This window comes from Methylobacterium sp. EM32 (genome assembly GCF_040593685.1).
In the GTDB taxonomy this organism is placed as follows: domain Bacteria; phylum Pseudomonadota; class Alphaproteobacteria; order Rhizobiales; family Beijerinckiaceae; genus Methylobacterium.
On the sequence record NZ_JBEXZS010000138.1, the window covers coordinates 1 to 18,894 of the forward strand.

At 71.4% G+C, this 18,894-nt stretch carries 17 protein-coding genes and 3 tRNA genes; 13 read left to right on the forward strand and 7 right to left on the reverse strand.

All coding sequences use genetic code 11. From position 1 onward, the window contains the following. Positions 1–321: 321 nt before the first annotated feature. The gene (locus tag ABZT49_RS18040; protein WP_355287707.1) at positions 322–1,392 is read right to left on the reverse strand and encodes a hypothetical protein; all 1,071 of its coding nucleotides are present in this window, start codon (positions 1,390–1,392) and stop codon (positions 322–324) included. Further along, positions 1,389–2,852, reverse strand: a complete 1,464-nt coding sequence (locus tag ABZT49_RS18045; protein WP_407943526.1) for an FAD-binding oxidoreductase — start codon at positions 2,850–2,852, stop codon at positions 1,389–1,391. The genes ABZT49_RS18040 and ABZT49_RS18045 overlap by 4 nt, the downstream gene beginning before the upstream one ends. 117 nt (positions 2,853–2,969) lie before the next feature. Between ABZT49_RS18045 and ABZT49_RS18050 the strand changes: the two genes are divergently transcribed. The 5 genes from ABZT49_RS18050 to ABZT49_RS18070 all read left to right on the forward strand — a co-directional run bounded on the left by ABZT49_RS18050 (position 2,970) and on the right by ABZT49_RS18070 (position 4,694). Continuing rightward, complete coding sequence (locus tag ABZT49_RS18050) at positions 2,970–3,668, forward strand: fumarylacetoacetate hydrolase family protein (RefSeq protein ID WP_355287711.1); 699 nt, start codon at positions 2,970–2,972, stop codon at positions 3,666–3,668. Positions 3,669–3,832: 164 nt separating this feature from the next. After that, the gene (locus tag ABZT49_RS18055; RefSeq protein WP_355287713.1) at positions 3,833–4,303 is read left to right on the forward strand and encodes an NUDIX domain-containing protein; all 471 of its coding nucleotides are present in this window, start codon (positions 3,833–3,835) and stop codon (positions 4,301–4,303) included. Positions 4,304–4,417: 114 nt separating this feature from the next. Further along, a tRNA-Gly gene (locus ABZT49_RS18060) sits at positions 4,418–4,492 on the forward strand. A gap of 28 nt (positions 4,493–4,520) precedes the next feature. Next, positions 4,521–4,595 (forward strand) — tRNA-Gly (locus ABZT49_RS18065). Between the two features lie 24 nt (positions 4,596–4,619). Further along, positions 4,620–4,694, forward strand: a tRNA-Gly gene (locus ABZT49_RS18070). A 368-nt stretch (positions 4,695–5,062) separates the two neighbouring features. Here the strand turns inward: ABZT49_RS18070 and ABZT49_RS18075 are convergent. The 5 genes from ABZT49_RS18075 to mnmA form a co-directional block, all read right to left on the reverse strand. Next, positions 5,063–5,959, reverse strand: coding sequence for a LysR substrate-binding domain-containing protein (locus tag ABZT49_RS18075; RefSeq protein WP_355287714.1), 897 nt, complete (start codon positions 5,957–5,959; stop codon positions 5,063–5,065). A gap of 45 nt (positions 5,960–6,004) precedes the next feature. Beyond that, positions 6,005–7,498 carry an ATP-binding protein gene (locus ABZT49_RS18080; RefSeq protein WP_407943525.1) on the reverse strand — a complete coding sequence of 498 codons (1,494 nt, stop codon included), beginning with the start codon at positions 7,496–7,498 and terminating at the stop codon, positions 6,005–6,007. Between the two features lie 105 nt (positions 7,499–7,603). Continuing rightward, positions 7,604–8,416, reverse strand: a complete 813-nt coding sequence (locus ABZT49_RS18085; RefSeq protein ID WP_355287718.1) for a TVP38/TMEM64 family protein — start codon at positions 8,414–8,416, stop codon at positions 7,604–7,606. A 41-nt stretch (positions 8,417–8,457) separates the two neighbouring features. Beyond that, entirely contained in the window at positions 8,458–9,111 is a 654-nt protein-coding gene (locus tag ABZT49_RS18090; protein WP_355287720.1) for a class I SAM-dependent methyltransferase, read from the reverse strand. A 105-nt stretch (positions 9,112–9,216) separates the two neighbouring features. Continuing rightward, a complete protein-coding gene (gene mnmA / locus ABZT49_RS18095) occupies positions 9,217–10,365 on the reverse strand; it encodes a tRNA 2-thiouridine(34) synthase MnmA (RefSeq protein WP_355287722.1) in 1,149 nt (382 codons plus the stop codon). A 262-nt stretch (positions 10,366–10,627) separates the two neighbouring features. Here mnmA and ABZT49_RS18100 point away from each other — a divergent pair, with 262 nt between their 5' ends. The 8 genes from ABZT49_RS18100 (at position 10,628) to ABZT49_RS18135 (ending at position 18,780) form a co-directional block, all read left to right on the forward strand. Continuing rightward, positions 10,628–11,932, forward strand: coding sequence for a flagellar hook-length control protein FliK (locus ABZT49_RS18100; RefSeq protein ID WP_355287724.1), 1,305 nt, complete (start codon positions 10,628–10,630; stop codon positions 11,930–11,932). Positions 11,933–11,968: 36 nt separating this feature from the next. Then, positions 11,969–12,649 carry a flagellar hook capping FlgD N-terminal domain-containing protein gene (locus tag ABZT49_RS18105; RefSeq protein ID WP_355287726.1) on the forward strand — a complete coding sequence of 227 codons (681 nt, stop codon included), beginning with the start codon at positions 11,969–11,971 and terminating at the stop codon, positions 12,647–12,649. A gap of 112 nt (positions 12,650–12,761) precedes the next feature. Beyond that, positions 12,762–13,037: a DUF1153 domain-containing protein gene (locus ABZT49_RS18110; RefSeq protein WP_048436039.1), complete on the forward strand. Its 276-nt coding sequence runs from the start codon at positions 12,762–12,764 to the stop codon at positions 13,035–13,037. Between the two features lie 506 nt (positions 13,038–13,543). Continuing rightward, positions 13,544–15,184 (forward strand): flagellar basal-body MS-ring/collar protein FliF, encoded by a 1,641-nt coding sequence (fliF, locus tag ABZT49_RS18115; protein WP_355287729.1) that lies wholly within the window; start codon positions 13,544–13,546, stop codon positions 15,182–15,184. 58 nt (positions 15,185–15,242) lie between these two features. Further along, entirely contained in the window at positions 15,243–16,292 is a 1,050-nt protein-coding gene (fliG, locus tag ABZT49_RS18120) for a flagellar motor switch protein FliG (protein ID WP_109971182.1), read from the forward strand. Positions 16,293–16,338: 46 nt separating this feature from the next. Continuing rightward, complete coding sequence (locus tag ABZT49_RS18125; RefSeq protein WP_355287731.1) at positions 16,339–16,977, forward strand: FliH/SctL family protein; 639 nt, start codon at positions 16,339–16,341, stop codon at positions 16,975–16,977. 46 nt (positions 16,978–17,023) lie between these two features. After that, on the forward strand, positions 17,024–17,374 hold the full coding sequence (gene fliN / locus ABZT49_RS18130; RefSeq protein WP_099907523.1) for a flagellar motor switch protein FliN: 351 nt from the start codon (positions 17,024–17,026) through the stop codon (positions 17,372–17,374). Between the two features lie 44 nt (positions 17,375–17,418). Next, on the forward strand, positions 17,419–18,780 hold the full coding sequence (locus ABZT49_RS18135; RefSeq protein WP_355287733.1) for a sigma-54 dependent transcriptional regulator: 1,362 nt from the start codon (positions 17,419–17,421) through the stop codon (positions 18,778–18,780). The last annotated feature ends 114 nt before the right edge of the window (positions 18,781–18,894 follow it).

Here is an 18,894-nt window from a genome sequence, read left to right on the forward strand (position 1 = left end):
GGGGTGGCGGGGGAGAGGCGGGTGGAACTGCAGGAGGTGCGGTGACGAAGCGGCTACTCGGGCATCTCCGACACTTGCTCTGACTGTCCCCACCGTTTGCATATGCTCCGCGTCATTCCGGGGCCGCGCAGCGGAGCCCGGAATCCAGAACCGCAGGTGCACAAGAATAAGGCGGAACGCTTCCCGCTACTTTCTCAACCATCTGCGGCTCTGGATTCCGGGCTCCGCTGCGCGGCCCCGGAATGACGCGGAGGGTGGAAGTTATTCAGGGGCCAATCAAATGGCTCCGAGCGCCAAAGCCGAGGAGCCTCGTCCACCTCCTCACCCCACCCCTGGCAGGCACCCCTCCGTCACCCGCCATCCCCGTACCTCCACCGCGGTGTCGGCCGGCCCCGTCAGCATCAGGCCCACCGTCGCCTCGCTCTGGCGCTTGCGCATCCGAGTGGCGCCGTAGATCGTCTGCCAGGTGCCGCGGCGGGTGAGGTCGGCCTCCCGGCGGGCATGGGGCGCGGCGTCGACGAAGGCGAGGGCGGCCCGCGTCCCGCAAAAGTCCTCGGGCAGCCGGATCTCCGCCGCGACGACGTGGAGGCGGTTCGGCCGCAGGCCCGCGACCGGGTACGAGGCGGCGAGCGCGCCCGGCTCGGGCGCGGCGGCCGCCAGCGCGGGGCGGGTGGTGTCGGCAACTTCGAAAAGCAGCGGACCGCCGGGCGCCAGGGCAGGGGGCTCGACCAGGCTGTGGCGCAGGGCGTAGGCCCGGCCGCAGACCGCGAGCCAGCCCGGCAGGTCGGCGTCGGTCGCCGCGGCATAGGGGGCGAAGTGGGGCAGCGCGCCCTGCATCAGGCCCTCGCCGCGCCAGACCACCCGGCCGGGCGGCGCCTCCTCCGCCGCGCAGACCCGCAGCAGGGTCACCGGGCCGATCGCCCGCAGGGCGCCGAACAGGCGGCGCACCGCGCCCTCGCTCTCCCCGGGCGGTCCCTTGCGGACCAGGATTTTTTCCCCCGCCGCGAGGTCGGCGAGCAGCCGCTCCTTCAGGTAGTCGACCCGACGGATCTCGCGCGCCAGGATGTCGGCGGGCTTCACGCGGGGCGCGGTGTCGCCGGTGTGATAGGCGAAACCGTAGCGACGGCTGTGGCAGAACAAGTAGCCGCCGGCGCCGACCCGGACCTCGATGTCCTCCGCCCCGCCGTAATGGGCAAACCGCGTCTCGACCGCGTGGACGAGGTCGGCGATCGGCGCCGAGGAGAGGCGGAACAGCCCGAGGGGGTCAGCGCCGGCATAGCGCTGGGCGATGCCGAACTCGCAATTGTCGCCGAGGCTCTCGAAGGCACCGAGCAGGGCGGCCGCGCTGAGGCCGACCGGTGCCGGGGCGGCCTGGCGAAACAGCGCGATCATGCCGCCGACGCTTTGCCCGGGAACGACTCAGGCGCGCCGTCCCCGGCCAGGACCTTGCCGGGATTCAGGATGCCGAGCGGGTCGAGGGCGCCCTTGAGGCGGCGCATCAGGTCGAGGGCGACCGGGTCCTTGTAGCGGGTCAGTTCGTCGCGCTTGATCAGCCCGACGCCGTGCTCGGCGGCGATCGAGCCGTCCATGGCGTGGACGATGTCGTGGACGATGCGGTTGAAGCGCGGCCACTCGGCCAGGAAGGCGGCCTTCTCGGCGCCCACCGGCTGGGTCAGGTTGAAGTGGATGTTGCCGTCGCCGAAATGCCCGAAGGGACAGACCCGCACGCCCGGCATCTCTGCCTCGCAGGCCGCGGTGGCGCGTTCCAGGAACTCCGCCACCCGGGAGACCGGCACCGAGACGTCGTGCTTGATCGAGCCGCCCTCGTAGCCTTGCATCTCCGACAGGCTCTCGCGCAGGCGCCACAGGGCCGCGCCTTGCGCGGCGCTCTGGGCCAGCACCGCGTCCTCGGCGAGCCCGGCCTCGATCAGGTCAGCCGCTTGCGCCTCCAGCTCCTCGGGCGCGTCGGGCGCCGGCGAGGAGATCTCGACGAGGGCGTAAGCAGCGTGGTCGCCGGCGAGCGGCCGCACCGCCCCGGGGAGGTGGCGCAGCACCACCTCCAGGGGGAAGCGCGGCACGTACTCGAAGGCGGTGAGCCGGGGGCCGAGCCGGTCGCGCAGGCGCCCGAAGGCGTCGAGCGCCGCGCGCGCCGAGGCGAGGCCGAGGAAGGCGGTGGCCTTCGAGACAGGCTTCGGATGCAGCCGCAGCACGGCGGCGGTGATGATGCCGAGGGTGCCCTCCGAACCGACGAAGAGGTTCTTCAGGTCGTAGCCGGAATTGTCCTTGCGCAGGGCCCGCAGGCCGTTCCAGACCTGCCCGTCCGCCAGCACCACCTCGAGGCCGAGGGTCAGCTCGCGGGCATTGCCGTAGGCGAGCACCGCGGTGCCGCCGGCATTGGTGGCGAGGTTGCCGCCGATCCGGCACGAGCCCTCGGAGGCGAGCGAGAGCGGGAACAGCATCCCGGCGGCGTCGGCCGCCGCCTGGACGTTGGCGAGCACGCAGCCGGCCTCGACCGTGATGGTGGAATCAAGCGGATCGACCGCTCGCACCCGGTCGAGGCGGGCGAGCGAGATCACCACGCCGCCGAACGGCACGCCGCCGCCGACGAGCCCGGTATTGCCGCCATGGGCCACCACCGGCACCCGCGCGGCGGCGCAAGTCCCCACCACGAAGGCGACCTCCTGCGTGTCGCGCGGGCGCACGACCGCGAGCGCCTCGCCCCGGTAGAGGCCGCGGGTCTCGGCGAGGTGGGGGGCGAGGTCGGTCGCCTCGGTGAGGACGTGCGCGGGCCCGAGGCGGGCCGCGAGGGTGGCGAGCAGGCTGTGAGTCACGGGGCGCGCATCATGAGGCAGGAGGGTTGCGGCGGGACGGGATGGCGCACCGCGGCACCGCCCTCTAGATAGCGGTCGGCCGGCCCCTTTTCCAAGATGCGCGGCCCTTCGCGAAACTTCGCCCGAGACAGCAGCCCCATGCTCTCCGTGATCCCGAACCCGCCGCGCACCGCGCTCCCGATCCATGGCACCGACGACCTGTTTCCGGTGCGCCGGGTCTACTGTGTCGGGCGCAACTTCGCCGCCCATGCTCGGGAGATGGGCGCCGACCCGACCCGCGAGCCGCCGTTCTTCTTCATGAAACCCGCCGACGCCCTCCAGGTGGTGCCGGACGGGCAGACCGTGGAGCATCCCTACCCGCCGAAGACCGCGAACTACCACCACGAGGTCGAGCTGGTGGTGGCGCTCGCCAAGGGCGGAAGCGACATCCCGGTGACGGAAGCCCTCGACCACGTCTACGGCTACGCGGTCGGCCTCGACATGACCCGCCGCGACGTCCAGGACGAGGCCAAGGCCCTGCGCCGGCCATGGGAGCTCGGCAAGGCCGCCGACCTGTCGGGCCCCGTCGGCACGCTCAAGCCCGCTTCCGTGATTGGCCATCCGGACAAGGGCGCGATCACCCTGTCGGTCGATGGGACAATGCGCCAGAAAGGCGACCTCTCCGACATGATCTGGTCGGTGGCCGAGCAGATCGCCTACCTGTCGACCTACTTCGTGCTGGAGCCCGGCGACGTGATCTTCGCCGGCACGCCGGAGGGCGTCGGCGCGGTGACCCGCGGCCAGACCATGGTCGGGACGATCGAGGGCGTCGGCGAGATCCGCCTGACCGTCGTCTGAGCCTGTTTGGTTGGCGAGGACAGCACTGCGAGAAATCTTCCACCCTACCCGCGACCTCATCCTGAGGTGTCAGACGATCTTCAATCGCCTGACACCTCAGGATGAGGGTGCGGGTGGGATAAATTCTGCCAGCCAAGCAGGCTCTGAGTAAGGGAGATCGCCGGATGACGCGCCGACAGGCCCTGCTGATGCGGGGCGCCCACCTCGTCTGGCGCTTCACCCGCGGGATGACCCTGGGGGTGCGCGGGGCGGCGATCGATCCGGAGAACCGGGTCTGCCTCGTGCGCCACACCTACATGGACGGCTGGCACCTGCCGGGTGGCGGGGTCGAGCCGGGCGAGACGGCGCTCGCGGCCATGGCCCGCGAGTTCCGCGAGGAGACGGGAATCGTCCTCGACCCGAGCGCCGCGCCGTCCCTGCACGGCTTCTACTTCAACGACCGCGCCTCGAGGCGCGACCACGTTGCGCTCTACGTCGCCCGCACCTTCACGGTGCCGGTGCCGAAGGCGCCCGACCGCGAGATCGCGGCTGCCGCCTTCTTCCCCCTCGATGCCCTGCCGCCGGAGACCACCCCGGCGACCCGCGCGCGGCTGGCCGAGATCCGCGACGGAACGGCGCCCGCCGCGACCTGGTAGGGGGGCCCGGAAGCCGGCTCCGCAACCGACGCCGCAACCTCTTGCGCTCCCCGGCGGAATGGTGTTTATGCCGCTCATCGGCGCCGCCACGGTGACGCCGACGGAAAACAGCGAGCGGGTGTAGCTCAGGGGTAGAGCACAACCTTGCCAAGGTTGGGGTCGAGGGTTCGAATCCCTTCGCCCGCTCCAGTTTTTCAACGAGGCCGAACGGGTTTGGGCGGGTGTAGCTCAGGGGTAGAGCACAACCTTGCCAAGGTTGGGGTCGAGGGTTCGAATCCCTTCGCCCGCTCCAAGTTCGGACGGCCTGACAATGTGAGCGGGTGTAGCTCAGGGGTAGAGCACAACCTTGCCAAGGTTGGGGTCGAGGGTTCGAATCCCTTCGCCCGCTCCATTTTATCATCTGAATCAAATTAGATACGGTTTGAGCCGGCCTCGCTCTTTAAGTAATAAGAACGCATCGTCGACCTTGCGTCATGTGCGATACGTTATCTCAATCGAAGTCGCGGTACCCTGATCCGGCTCAGTCGAACACGCTTCGCGTTGGTCGAACCGGCACGCCCATCGATACCTCTCGACGTCATCCCGGGGCTCGCTGCAAGCGAGAACCCGCGGGATCCATAGCCGCTGACGATGCAGAACCCGGCGACGAGCGTTCCGCCTCATCCTGAACCGTCAGCGATTATGGATCCCGGGTTCCGCTGCGCGGCCCCGGGATGACGTGGAGAATGTCAGTACGGGGCAGACCTACCGGACAACCCCTCACGCCAGATCCTCCGGCAGCACCAGGCCCATCTCCTGCGCCAGCCAGCGGGCGAAGACCCGCAAGGGGGCCCGCCGCCGCGTTGTCGCCGGGTAGACGAGGTAGTGGCCGACATACGTCACGTCCTGCGCCAGCCCGCGGAGCGGCGCGACGAGGCGGCCGCTGGCGATCTCGCGCTCCGCCAGCAACGTCGATTCGAGCGCCACCCCGAGCCCGTCGGCGGCGGCCGCGATGGCGAGGAAGCTGCGGTCGAACCGTACGCCGAGGGGGCGCGGTGACGGCAGGCCGTTGCGGGCGAACCAGAGCGGCCAGCGCACCTGCTTGTTGTCGCTCTGGATCAGCACCTGATCGAGGAGATCTTCCGGGCGGCGGATGCGGGCGGCGCGCGCGGGATCGCAGAGCGGGGTCACCGTCTCGGTACAGAGCGGCACCGCCACCAACCCCTCGCCCCGGGGTGGACCGTAGACGAGGTCGGCGTCGAACTCGTCGCCGACGAAGCGGGCATAGTCCATGCCGGCGGCGAGCCGCACCTCGAAGCCCGGATGGGCGGCGAGGAATCGGGCGAGGCGCGGCGTCAGCCACTGCGCCGCGAGGCTCGGTGCGCAGTGCAGGCGCAGCAGCTGGGGGCCTTGCGCGGCGACGAGGTCGAGGCCGCGATGCAGCTCGTCGAAGGCGCGGCTGACATGCTCCAGCAGCGCCTCGCCGGCGGCGGTCGGCACCACGCCCTGGCCCTGGCGCTCGAACAGGGTGACGCCGAGCGACGCCTCCATCTTGCGGATGGCGTGGCTGACGGCGCTCGCGGTGAGGTTCAACTCCGCCGCCGCATCCTTGAACGAGCGGAGGCGCGCCGCCGCCTCGAAGGAGCGCACGGCGGAGAGGGGGACGCGCAGGGACATGACGCCACGATGGCGCGCGGCGACGCGGCTTGGCAACCGCTCCGTTCAGCCCTCGCGGTCGGTCAGGACGATCCGGAAGCGCGCCCCGGCCCGGGTCTCGTCGAGGCTCAAGCTTCCCCCGTTGAGCCGCACCAGCTCGGCCGCGATGGCGAGGCCCAGCCCCGTGCCGCCGGAGCGGCCGGAGCCCTGGAACGCCTCGAACAGGTGGGTGCGGGCCCGCTCCGGCAGGCCGGGACCATTGTCGGCGACGAGGATCGTGACGGCCGGGCCGGTGCGCTCGGCCTCGATCGTGACCAGAGGCGTGCCCTCGCCGGCGCCGGCGAGGCCGATCGCCTGCACGGCGTTGCGGACCAGATTGACCAGCACCCGCGACAGCTGGTCGGGGTCAGCATCGACGCTCAACCCCTCCGGCGTGCGGTCCTCGATGGTGACGGCGGCCCCCGGCGCCAGTCCGGCGAGGTCGAGGGCGTCGCGCAGGATCGGCCGCAGCGGGGTCATCCGGCGCTCGGGCGGGCGCTCGGCGGCGCGGCCATAGGCGAGGGTGCCCTCGCAATAGCGGATCGCCCGGCCGAGCGTCGCGACGAGGCGGGGCGCGACCCGCTGCACTCCCGGCTCGCTGACATGCTCGAGCCGGTCGACCAGCAGCTGCGCGGTGGTGAGCAGGTTGCGCAGCTCGTGGTTGATCTTGCTCACCGACAGGCCGAGATCGGCCAGCCGCCGCTTCTGGCGCAGCTCGTCCGACAGGATGGTCTCCATCCGGGCGAGCGCCGTCTCGGCGGCGCCGATCTCGTCGCTGCGCCAGGACGGGTTGATCCGCCGCGACAGGTCCTCCGGATCCTCCGCGAAGGTCGCGATGTTGCGGGCCAGCCGCCGCACCGGCCGCACGATCGAGAGCTGCAGCACCAGGAAGACGAGGCCGGCGGTGATGCCGGAGATCGCCAGGGAGGCGACGAGGATCCGTCCCGAGAAGGCGGCCATCGCCCGGCGCAACGGGGCCGGATCGAGGATCAGCTCGACGAAATCGACCCCGTCCATGCCGTGGCCGACGACCCGGATGGGCAGGGGATCGCTCCGCGTCAGGGTGCGCCAGGCGCCGCGGATGCTGTCCAGCCAGCCGGCCTCGCGCAGGTCGACGGTCTCGCCCACCTCCGGCGGCATCGGCGTGAGGTTGAGGAGGCGCCGCGCGCCGCCGGCCTTGAGGGCGATGGCCTGGGCACCCACCCCCATCAGCAGCCGCCGGGCGAGGTCGTCCGAGACGCGGCTCTGGGGTGCGGCGTCGAGCACCAGGGCGGCGACCTGGGCGGCGGCGACCCGGTCGGAGAGCCAGGAGCGCCGGTAGCTCGCGACGCTCGGCACGTAGATCAGCACCTCGGCGATGAGGACGAACACCACCGTGAGCAGCAGCAGGCGGCCGGACAGGCCGATCCGCCCGGCGAGACGCCGGATGCCACCCTGGCTCGCCGCGTCATCGGCCCAATGCACGGTCTCGCTGTCCCCGCTCGCCCGACTCTCGCACGCGCTCAGGCTGGATACTAACATACCTGCTCCGCCCCGACCCCTCGCACGGGGCCGGCGGAGAAGCTATTCCCAAATTGTCGAAAACCCAGTCGTCTGCGAGAGAATCGCGCATGATCCTCCCGGCGCTCAGCCGGGACGGCCGCGCCAGCGCCGCCAGGCGACCGGCAGCAGCGCTAGGACGCCAAGGCCGACGAGCGTGGCGACGAGCTGCGGCGTGACGAGGGCCCGCAGCGACAGGGCGGCGTCGCAGGCGATACCGCCGGCCACCAGGCAGGCCTCCTTCGCCGCCTGATGCGCCGCCACGATGGTCTCCACCCCGGCCCCCGCCGAGGCGTAGATGAAGGCGCCGGGGCTGATGCCGATGAGGGTCGCGAGCGCGAAGGTCCGCAGGCGCACGCCGAAGATCGCCGGCGCGAGGTTGGTCATCCAGAACGGGAAGACCGGCAGGAGCCGCAGCACCATCACGTAGGAGAAGGCGTCGCGGCGGAAGCCTTCGGCGAGCCGGCCGAGCCGCGAGCCGGCGCGCCGCAGCAGCACCTCGCCGGCCGCGGTACGGCCGATCGAGAACACGATGACGGCGCCGGTCGTGGCGGCGGAGATCGATACCAGCGCCCCGGCGACCGGCCCGAACAGGAAGCCGCACAGGGTCGTCATCACCACCGAGACCGGCAGCGACACGATCACCGTGCCGACATAGGCGAGGTAGGCGGTCGCATAGGCGCGCCAGAACCCCTCGGCGACCCAGGCCTTGGCAAGGGCCCGAGAGGCGAGGAGCTGGTCGAAGCTGAACCAGCGGGTGATGCCCCCGACGAGGAGCCCGATCGACAGGGCGACCAGGGCGACGAGCGGCAGCACCCGCAGCCAGCTACGCCAGGCCGGAGCCGCGACGGCGTCCGGGCCGGCTGCCGGCGTCGGTTCGGGCGCGGGTTCTTGCGCCATGGAATCTCGCGGCGGGGGATCTTGCGGCCGGGTCAGCGCGGTCACACGGGCTTCTGCATGCGCAGGATCTTGAAGAATCCGCCCGGGAAGGTCGGGCGCACGCCGATGAAGGTCACGCCGCGGCGTTTGGCCCAGGCCTCGATCCGCGCCGCCTTGAAGGCCGAGCTCCAGCCGATCTTCTCGCAGAGCGGCGCCACGATCTCCTCGACCTTGGCGACGGTGCCGGCATCCTGGCCGAAATGGTTGGCGAGGACGATCATGCCGCCGGGCCGCACCACCCGCAGGAACTCGTCGAGGGCGCCTTCCGGGTCCGGCACCAGGGTGATGAGGAACTGCGCCACCACCGCGTCGAAGCTCGCGTCAGTGTAGCCGAGGCGGCAGACATCCATGACCTGGAGGCCCTTGACATGCGACAGGCCGCGCTTCGCCACCTTGCGGTTGGCGCGCCGCAGCATGTCCTCGGACAGGTCGACGCCGTAGACCTCGGCATCCTTCGGGTAGTAGCCAAGGGACAGGCCGGTGCCGACGCCGGCCTCCAGGATCCGCTTGCCCCCGACCAGAGCCGCCTCGACCGCGTCGCGCGCCGCCGGCTCGGTGAGCTTGTCGTAGACCACGTCGTAGACCGGCGCCCAGCGCGCATAGGCCTTGCGCATCAAGGCGGTGGTGGGCCCCGCCTCTCGCGGCTCGCTCAGCATGTCCGTATCGTCTCCGAGGTAAGTCGTCGCGCGGGGCGGCAACGCGCGAGGGTGTGATACGATTTCCGGAAGAAAGCTTCGGAAAATCGCATCGGGTGGTTCGTGTCAGGCCGCTGCCAGGCGCTCCGCCTCGACCCGCCGGATGGTGCCGCCCCCCAGCACCCGCGCGCGGGGCCCGTCATCGGCGTAGATGACGCAGGCCTGGCCCGGTGACACCCCGTCCTCGGGGGTCGCGAGCGTGATCTCGGCGCATTGCGTATCCGGGTTCCAGGTGAGCTGGGCGGGGCGGGGCTCGCGGGTCGAGCGCACCCGCACCGCGACCGGCATATCGCGCGCGGCCGAGAGCGGCGCGTCGCCGAGCCAGTTCGGGTCGGCCAGCCGGATCACCGAGGTGGCCAGCGCCTCGCGCGGGCCGACCACGACACGGGCCTCGCCGGGCTCGAGGCGCACGACGTAGAGCGGCTCGCCCGCCGCCACGTTGAGGCCGCGGCGCTGGCCGACCGTGAAGCCGATGATGCCATCGTGCCGGCCGAGCCGGCGGCCATCGAGGTGGACGATCTCGCCCGGGCGCACCGCGTCGGGGCGCAGGCGCGCGATCACGTCCTGGTAGCGGCCCTGCGGCACGAAGCAGATGTCCTGGCTGTCGGGCTTGTCGGCGACCGACAGGCCGAAGGCCTTGGCGAGCGCCCGGGTCTCGTCCTTGGGCCGCTCGCCGAGGGGGAAGCGCAGCAGGTCGAGCTGCTCAGCTGTGGTCGCGTACAGGAAGTAGCTCTGGTCCCGCGCCGGATCGAGGGCGCGGTGGAGCGCCCGGCCGCCGCCCGGCAGCGCCCGGCTCGCGACGTAGTGGCCGGTGGCGAGCACGTCGGCGCCGAGATCCTGGGCGGTGGTGAGCAGGTCGCGGAACTTGATCGAACGGTTGCACTCGACGCAAGGAATCGGCGTCTCGCCCTGGAGGTAGCTGTCGGCGAAGCGGTCGATCACCGCCTCGCGGAACCGGTCCTCGTAATCGAGCACGTAGTGCGGGATGCCGATCGTCTCGGCGGCGCGGCGGGCGTCGTGGATGTCCTGGCCGGCGCAGCAGGCGCCGCGGCGGTGGGTGGCCGCGCCGTGGTCGTAGAGCTGCAGCGTGATCCCGACCACGTCGTAGCCCTCGCGCTTCAGGAGCGCGGCGACGACCGAGGAATCGACGCCCCCGGACATCGCCACCACGACGCGGGTGTCCTCCGGGGCCTTGTGCAGATCGAGCGAGTTCATGACCGTGCGAGAGATGGCGCATCGCGGCTCCCGGGATCGATCCCGGTGCCACCCGCGGAGTCTATAGCGATCCGACCGGCATTCTGCCAGGGCAGGGCGACGCGCGGCCTGCAGGGAAGTTCTTGCCGGGGCCTCGGCAGATTTCGACCGGCCGGCGCCGGCCGGCCGATCACCCTCGGAAAATCATCGCGCCAAATCAATGGCTTGCGAGGCCTGCGGGACTGGCAGGAGGCTTGCTCTGCCGGGACCCAGGAGGTCGGCGATGCAGATCAGCGGAGCGGGTGAGGGGGGACGGGTTGCGGGGCGCGAGCCGGCCCGGCCGGCGAGGGCCGTCGCGCATGAGCCGTTCCGCTTGGGCGACCGGGAGGCCGCACGGACCGTCCGCACGACCCCGCGGGAGGTGGACGCCCGGGCGCGGCCCGGCTCCGAGACGAAGCCCGCCGACACGCGGAACGAGGCCAAGTCCGCTGAAGCAAAGCAGGCCGAGGCGAGACAGGCCGAAAGGAGACAGGCCGATCAGGCCTCCGACGCCCGGTCCCGCCGGGACCGTGCCGATGATGCGGCCGAGACCGCCGCGCGCCGCAAGGACGTGGTCGCCAAGGACAGGGCCAACAAGGACAAGGCGACCCGGGATGCGGCGGCCGATGACGGGATGAGGAAGGACGTCGCCGCGAAATCGGCTGCCGCGGCCGGCGCGACGCCGCTCGCGGCGGATCCCGATGCGGCGCAGGCCGAGGCGGTCCGCGCCGCGGCCGGCGAGACCGCGGAGACCGATGACGCCGACGAGCCGGAGACGGAGGGCGACGCCCCCGACGGAACCCCGACGCTGATTTCGGCGGCGCTGGCCGCCCCGATCCCGACGGCGCCCGCGACCGGCACCGCCGCCGCGCCTGGTGCGACACCGGCCGAGCCGGGCGCCGATGCCGCCGCCATCCAGCCGGCGGCGACGTCCGCCGATCCGCGAATCGCCGCCCTCATGGCCGAGGCCTCGAAGGCGGGCGGCTCCAAGGACCCGGCGCAGGAGGGCGGCGGGACGCCCGCGCCCGACGGCCTGGCCGCCCCCGATCCCTCGGCGCCCGCGCCGCAGGCGAAGGGCGCCGACGCCGCGACGCAGGCCGCCGCCGAGACCCGCCCGGCGGTCTCGGTCCAGGCTCCCTTGAGCGCGGTGCCGCTCACGATCGGGATGCGGGCGCTCGCCGGCGCGAACCGCTTCGAGATCCGCCTCGATCCCTACGAGCTCGGCCGCATCGACGTCCGCCTCGACATCGACCGCCAGCACGGCGCCGTGAAGGCGCATCTCGTGGTCGAGCGGCCCGAGACCCTGGCGCTGCTTCAGCGCGATGCCGCCAGCCTGCAGCAGGCGCTCTCCCAGGCCGGGCTCGATCCGGGCGAGGCCGGCCTGAGCTTCTCCTTACGCGACGGCGGCGGCCAGAACCCACAGCGCGACCAGGCCGGCCAGCCGCCGGGGCCTGAGCGCGCGACGTCGGTCGCGGCGGAGGCCGAGGCGCAGGGCCTGCCGCCCCTGCGCAACCTCGGCCAACGCCTCGGCCTCGACCTTCGAATCTGACGATCTTCCGATGAATCCCGAACCCGCGAGGCCCCGATGACCGCCGGCATCAGCAGCCTGACCAGCCTCTCCACCGCGAGCACCGGAGCCAAGACCGGGAGCGATGCCAGCACGATCGCCGGGAACTTCAACCAGTTCCTGACCCTGCTGACGACGCAGCTGCAGAACCAGAACCCGCTCGACCCCCTCGACACCAACCAGTTCACCCAGCAGCTGGTGCAGTTCGCCTCGGTCGAGCAGCAGCTCAAGACCAACGACCAGCTCGGCAGCCTGATCACCGCCAGCAAGGCGTCGGCCGCGGCGACCGCCTCGGGGCTGATCGGCAAGACGGTGACGGCGGACGGCGCCACGACCTCCCTCGCCGACGGCGCCGCGACCTGGACGCTCAATCCGGCGCGAGCCGCCGCCAAGGCGGTGATGACCATCACCGACGCCAAGGGCAACGTCGTCGCCACCCAGACCAAGGCCCTGCCCGCCGGCAGCCAGAGCTTCACCTGGGACGGGCGCGCCTCGACCGGGCAGCTCGCCGCGGAGGGCAAGTACACCCTGAAAATCCAGGCCCTCGACGCCACCGGGTCGAGCGTCGCCGTCGACACCAAGATCTCCGGCGCGATCGCCAGCGTCGACGTCACCGGCGCCGAACCGGTCCTGACCATCGGCGACCGCACCGTGGCCCTCAGCAGCGTCGAGGCGATCGGTGGCACCGGCGGCAACTGATTCGGTGGATTGCTGTGGATTACGAATCACATGCGAGGGAAATGATTCAACCAATCTTAAGCGCGGGTGCCTAGCTTCGGTCTCGACAGGTCAGTCGAGTGTAGAGCGTATCATGACCGAACCGCATCGCCCGAGGGCGAAGTACGTCATCGGGCCAGACGGAAGTCCGCTAACCATCGCGGACCTTCCTCCGACCGACACGCGCCGATGGGTGATCCGGCGCAAGGCCGAAGTGGTGGCCGCGGTGCGCGGCGGCCTCCTGAGTCTGGAAGAGGCATGTCAGCGTTACACGCTGACCACCGAAGAATTTTTGAGCTGGCAGTATTCGATCGAGCAGCACGGCCTCGCCGGCCTGCGCACGACGCGGATCCAGCACTATCGGCAGTAGCGGACGGTCGCTGCGTTTTCAGCGCCCCGTCCACGGGACTGTCCGGGACAGTACAAGGCGCGGGTTTCTCCTCTCCCCGCGGGCGGGGAGAGGGCCGTGTCACCGTCCAGGTGACGCGGCGAGCCCACAGGGCGAGGGTGAGGGGGTGTCTCCAGAGGAGCCACATCCGGGACCACCCCCTCACCCTTGCTCCGGCTTCCCCTGTGCTCGCTGCGTTCCCTGAACGGGAACGCAGCCCTCTCCCCGCGCGAAGTCGGGCTTGCCCGACTTCGCCTGTCGCTTGCAGATCCCGGGCAAGCCCGGGATCTGTCGGGGAGAGGAGAAGTCCTGCGCCGGATTCGACATCGGATAGCATGTAGCGTCCCGGCCCGCCCCGCTTCTCCCGGGGCCACCGGTGTCCCGGGCCTGCGCGCACTCCGTTGCGCGCCGTTAACCAAAGCCTAACCACGACTCGGCAAATTTTGCCCTGGGGTCGCCGTGGCCCCGGTTGGCAGGTGCATGACGTCGTGAAGCCGGTCCTCGATCTGGTGGCGAAGCTGGGGCCCGCGCGGCTCGCCGCGATGGGTGCGGTGACCCTCGCGCTCATCGGTTTTTTCGCCTTCGTCATCCTGCGGGTCTCGCGGCCCGAGATGGGCGTGCTCTACACCGACCTCTCGGTGCAGGATGCCGGCGCGGTCGTGCGCGACCTCGACGCCAAGGGCATCCGCTACGAGACCAAGGGCGATGCCGGCCAGACCGTCATGGCGCCCCGGGCCGAGCTCGCCCGCCTGCGCATGGACCTCGCCGCCAAGGGCCTGCCGAGCGCCGGCGGCGTCGGCTACGAGATCTTCGACAAGGGCGATGCGTTCTCGTCGACGAGTTTCGTCCAGAACGTCAACCACCTGCGGGCGCTTGAAGGCGAGCTCGCCCGCTCGATCCGGGCCATCGGCCGTGTCCAGGCGGCCCGCGTCCACCTCGTCCTGCCCGAGAAGCGGCTGTTCTCCCGCGACCGCGAGGCGCCGAGCGCCGCGATCGTGGTGCGGCTCGCCGGCGACCTCGATCCGGGCCAGGTCCGGGCGGTGCGCCACCTCGTCGCCTCCGCGGTCGAGGGACTGAAGCCCGAGCGCATCTCGATCGTCGACGAGCGCGGGCGGCTGCTCGCCGACGGCGCCCGCGGCGCGGAGGCGCAAGCGGGCATCGGCCTCGACGAGCGCCAGACCGGCCTGGAGCGGCGCCTGCGCAACCAGGTCGAGGAGATCGTCGCCGGCATCGTCGGCCAAGGCAGAGCCCGGGTCCAGGTCTCGGCCGAGCTCGACGCCAACCGGATCGAGAGCCGCTCCGAGACCTTCGATCCCGAGAGCCGGGTGGTGCGCTCGACCCAGACCCGCAACGAGAACTCGCAGTCGCAGAGCAACGAGTCCGGCGTCACCGTCGGCAACGAATTGCCGGGCGCAACCCAAGGCCAGCAGAACCAGGGCCCGCGCGAGGCCTCGAACAAGAACGAGGAGACCACGAACTACGAGATCTCCCGCGTCACCCGCACGGAGGTGAGCGAAGGCGGCCGGGTCAAGCGCCTCTCGGTCGCGGTCCTGATCGACGGCACCTACGCGGCCGGCCCGGACGGAAAGCCGGCCTACGCGCCCCGGCCGGCGCCGGAACTGGAGCGCATCACCGCGCTCGTGCGCACCGCGGTCGGCTACGACAAGGCCCGGGGCGACCAAGTCGAGGTGGTGAACCTGCGCTTCGCCGACGCCCCGGCGGTGCCGGACATGCAGGAGCCGGGCCTCCTCGCCTCGCTCCTCCAGCCGACCAAGGAGGACGTGCTGCGGGTGGCCGAGATGTCGGTGCTCTTCCTCCTCGGCCTCGTGGTGCTGATGACGGTCGTGCGCCCGCTGGTGCAGAAGGTCGTCGCCTCCGAGGTGCCCCTGCTCGCCCCGGTCTCGATCCTCGCCGCCGAGCCCGGCCTGGTGATGGCGGTCGAGGGCGGGACCGCGAGCGCGGTCGCCACCGAGCTCGCCCCGCCCGAGAACGAGGCCCGGCGCCTCGTCGAGTTCGCCAAGATCAACGGCAAGATCCAGGCCGAGACGATCGAGCGCGTCGTCGACATCGTGAAGTCGAATCCGACCGAGACCGTCGAGGTGCTGCGCACCTGGATCAACGACCGCTAAAACGAGCGGTCCTCCCCAACCCCTCACGTTTCCGTCTCGCCCGAGAGAATCCGACGCCATGGCCGTGACTTCGATGCCGGCATCCCGCTCCGCGGCTGCGGGCCTGAGCTTCGCCGAGATGCCCGGGACCCAGCGCGCCGCCGCCCTGCTGCTGCTGCTCGGCGAGGCGGACGGCGCGCCGATCTGGCGGATGCTGGAGGAGGACGAGGTCAAGAAGGTCTCGCACGCCATGGTCCAGCTCGGCTCGCTCGAGGCCGAGGCGGTCGAGCACCTGATCGTCGACTTCGTCTCGCGGCTCTCGTCGAGCGGCGGCATCACCTCGAGCTTCGAGCGCACCGAGTCGCTGCTCCTCAAGATCTTCCCGCCCGAGCAGGTCGCGGTGATCATGGCGGAGGTGAAGGGCGCCTCGACCCGCCGGGTCTGGGCCAGCCTGACCCAGATCGACCCCGAGATCCTGGCCTCGTTCCTGCGCAACGAGTACCCGCAGACCGTCGCGGTGATCCTGTCGCGGGTGCGCTCGGACTACGCCGCCAAGGTCCTGACCATCCTGCCGGAGGACTTCGCCATCGACGTCCTCAACCGGATGCTCCGGATGGAGACGGTGCAGAAGGAGGCCCTGCGCCACATCGAGGAGATCCTGCGGGTCGAGTTCGTCTCGACCATCGCCCAGACCACCCGGCGCGACGCCCACGAGCTGCTCGCCGACGTGTTCAACGCCTTCGACCGGCAGACCGAGATCCGGTTCCTGACCGCCCTCGACCAGGCGAATCGCGGCTCGGCGAAGAAGATCCGCCAGCTGATGTTCACCTTCGACGACCTGATGAAGCTCGATGCCGGCAGCGTCCAGACCTTGATGCGCAGCGTCGACCGCGACGTGCTGGCCCGAGCGCTCAAGGGCGCGTCGGACCCGGTCCGGGCCTACTTCTTCGCCAACATGTCGAGCCGCTCGGCCAAGAACATGCAGAACGACATGGAATCGCTCGGGCCGATCCGCCTCAAGGAGGTCGACGAGGCCCAGGCGAAGATGACCGACCTGGCCAAGGAGCTGGCCGAGAAGGGCGAGATCATGATCGCCAAGAACAGCGCCGAGGAAGAGCTGGTCTACTGATGCGCCCCTGCCGGACGATCACGGTCGAAGCGAAGGAAAAAGCCTGATGGCGCAGATCCGGCGCTTCCTGTTCGACACCGATTTCCGTCAGCCCGCCGGCAAGCCGCCGGCGGAGGAGGCGCCCGCCCCCGAGGCGGAGGCGCTCTGCGCGGCCGAGGCCGCCGCCCGGGAGACGGCCGCCCGGGCCGAGGCCGAGGCGGCGGCCTATGCCCGCGGCCTCCACGAGGGCCGCGCCCAGGCCGAGGCGCAGGTGCAGGCGCGACTCGCCGACGCCCTCAACCGCGTCGCGGCGGCTGCCGCCGGCATGATCGCCGGCGCGGATGCCCGCGACGCCGAGCGCGAGGCCCAGGCCTTCGATTTCGCGGTGGCGCTCGGGCGCAAGATCGCCGGCGCCGCCCTCGACAGCCAGCCGGTGGCGGCGATCGCCGAGGCCGCGGGCCGCGCGCTCCAGCACCTGCGCGGCGTGCCGCACCTGGCGATCCGGGTGCACGACGCGCTCGTCGAGGAGACCGAGCGACACGTCGCCCGGCTCGCCCGCGAGCGCGGCTACGAGGGCCGCCTGATCGTGATGGGCGATCCCGGCATGGCGCCGGGCGACGCCCGCATCGAGTGGGCTGATGGCGGCGTGGTGCGCGAGCGCGCGGCGATCGAGGCCGCGCTCCTCGCCGCCTTGCCCGCCGCCTGACGCCCCGATCCCGACACAAGACCCCCTTCTCTCACGAGGTACGCGAATGTCCTCCGACAACGATCTCGGCCTGCCCCAGCTCAGCGAGGCGGATCTCGCCTTCGACACCACGGCGACCGCGGCGATGCGCGACGCGCCGGTGGCGGCGAAGTCGGCCTCCGACCTGGAGCAGGTCTTCGACGTGCCGGTGATGGTCTCGGCGGTGCTCGGCTCGTCCCGGATGCCGATCGGCGACCTCCTGCGCCTCGGCCCCGGCACGGTGCTGGAACTCGACCGCAAGGTCGGCGAGGCGATCGACATCTTCGTCAACAACCGCCTCGTCGCCCGCGGCGAGGTGGTGCTGGTGGAGGAGCGCCTCGGCGTGACGATGACCGAGATCGTCAAGGTCGACGGCTGATCTTTGCCCCCGCCGCCCGGAAAACGCCCCACGGAGTGCCCGCCATGCGGCTCTTGATCATCGGACGCCTGAACGGCGAACTCGTCACCGCCTCCCGGATCGCGATGAGCCGCGGCGCCGCCGTGACCCAGGCCGACGGGGTCGAGCAGGGCCTCAACGCGCTCAGGGCCAAGGGCGCCGACCTCGTGATGTGCGAGGCGTCGCTGTCGATCCGCACCCTGGTGACGGCGCTCGCCGACGAGCGCATCCGCACGCCCGTGGTGGCCTGCGGCACCGGCACCGACGCCAGGTCGGCGGTGGCGGCGATCCAGGCGGGGGCCAAGGAATACATTCCGCTGCCGCCCGATCCCGAGCTGATCGCGGCGGTGCTGGAGGCGGTGACGGCGGATGCCCGCGCCTTCGTATGGCGCGACGCCTCGATGGAGCGGGTGGTCAAGCTCGCCGAGCAGGTGGCGCGCTCGGACGCCTCGGTGCTGATCACCGGCGAGAGCGGCACCGGCAAGGAGGTGCTGGCGCGCTACGTCCACACCCGCTCGAACCGGGCGCAGAAACCCTTCGTCAGCGTGAACTGCGCGGCGATCCCCGACGCGCTGCTCGAATCCGAGCTGTTCGGCCACGAGAAGGGGGCCTTCACCGGGGCGGTGGCCCGGCGCATCGGCCGGTTCGAGGAGGCCAATGGCGGCACGCTGCTCCTCGACGAGATCTCCGAGATGGACGTGCGGCTGCAAGCCAAGCTCCTGCGGGCGCTGCAGGAGCGGGTGATCGACCGGGTCGGCGGCACCCAGCCGGTGAAGGTCGACATCCGGGTGCTCGCCACCTCGAACCGCAACCTCGCCGAGGAGGCGCGCAAGGGCACCTTCCGGGAGGACCTGCTCTACCGCCTCAACGTCGTCCAGCTGCGCCTGCCGCCGTTGCGCGACCGCCCGTCGGACATCCTGGAGCTCGCCGGCCACTTCGCGCGCAAATACGCCGAGGCGAACGGCATCGCGCCGCGGCCGCTCTCGGCGGAAGCGCGCCGCCTCGTCGCCCAGAACCCCTGGCCCGGCAACGTGCGCGAGCTGGAGAACACCCTGCACCGGGCGGTACTCCTGGCGAGCGGCCCCGAGATCGATGCCGACGCGATCCGCTCGCCGGACGGCGAGGCGCTGGCGGGCGCCAGCCCCGCCGCCCGCGCGGTGCAGGCCGCCGAGGCGGCGACCCGGGCCTTCGTCGGCCGCTCGCTCGCCGAAGTCGAGCGCGACCTGATCCTCGACACCCTCGACCACTGCCTCGGCAACCGCACCCACGCCGCCAGGATCCTCGGCATCTCGATCCGCACCCTGCGCAACAAGCTCAACGAGTACACCGATGCCGGCATCCCGGTGGCCGAGCCCGGCCACACCCGGGCGCTGGCGGCCTACGGCTGACCGGCGTGCGAACCGGCAGAGAGATCCGGCAAGAAGATCCGGCAAGTGATTCGGTACGTTGATGACGCGGCGACCCATCGAGACGATCGCCCGTTTCGCAACGAAAATCTGCCA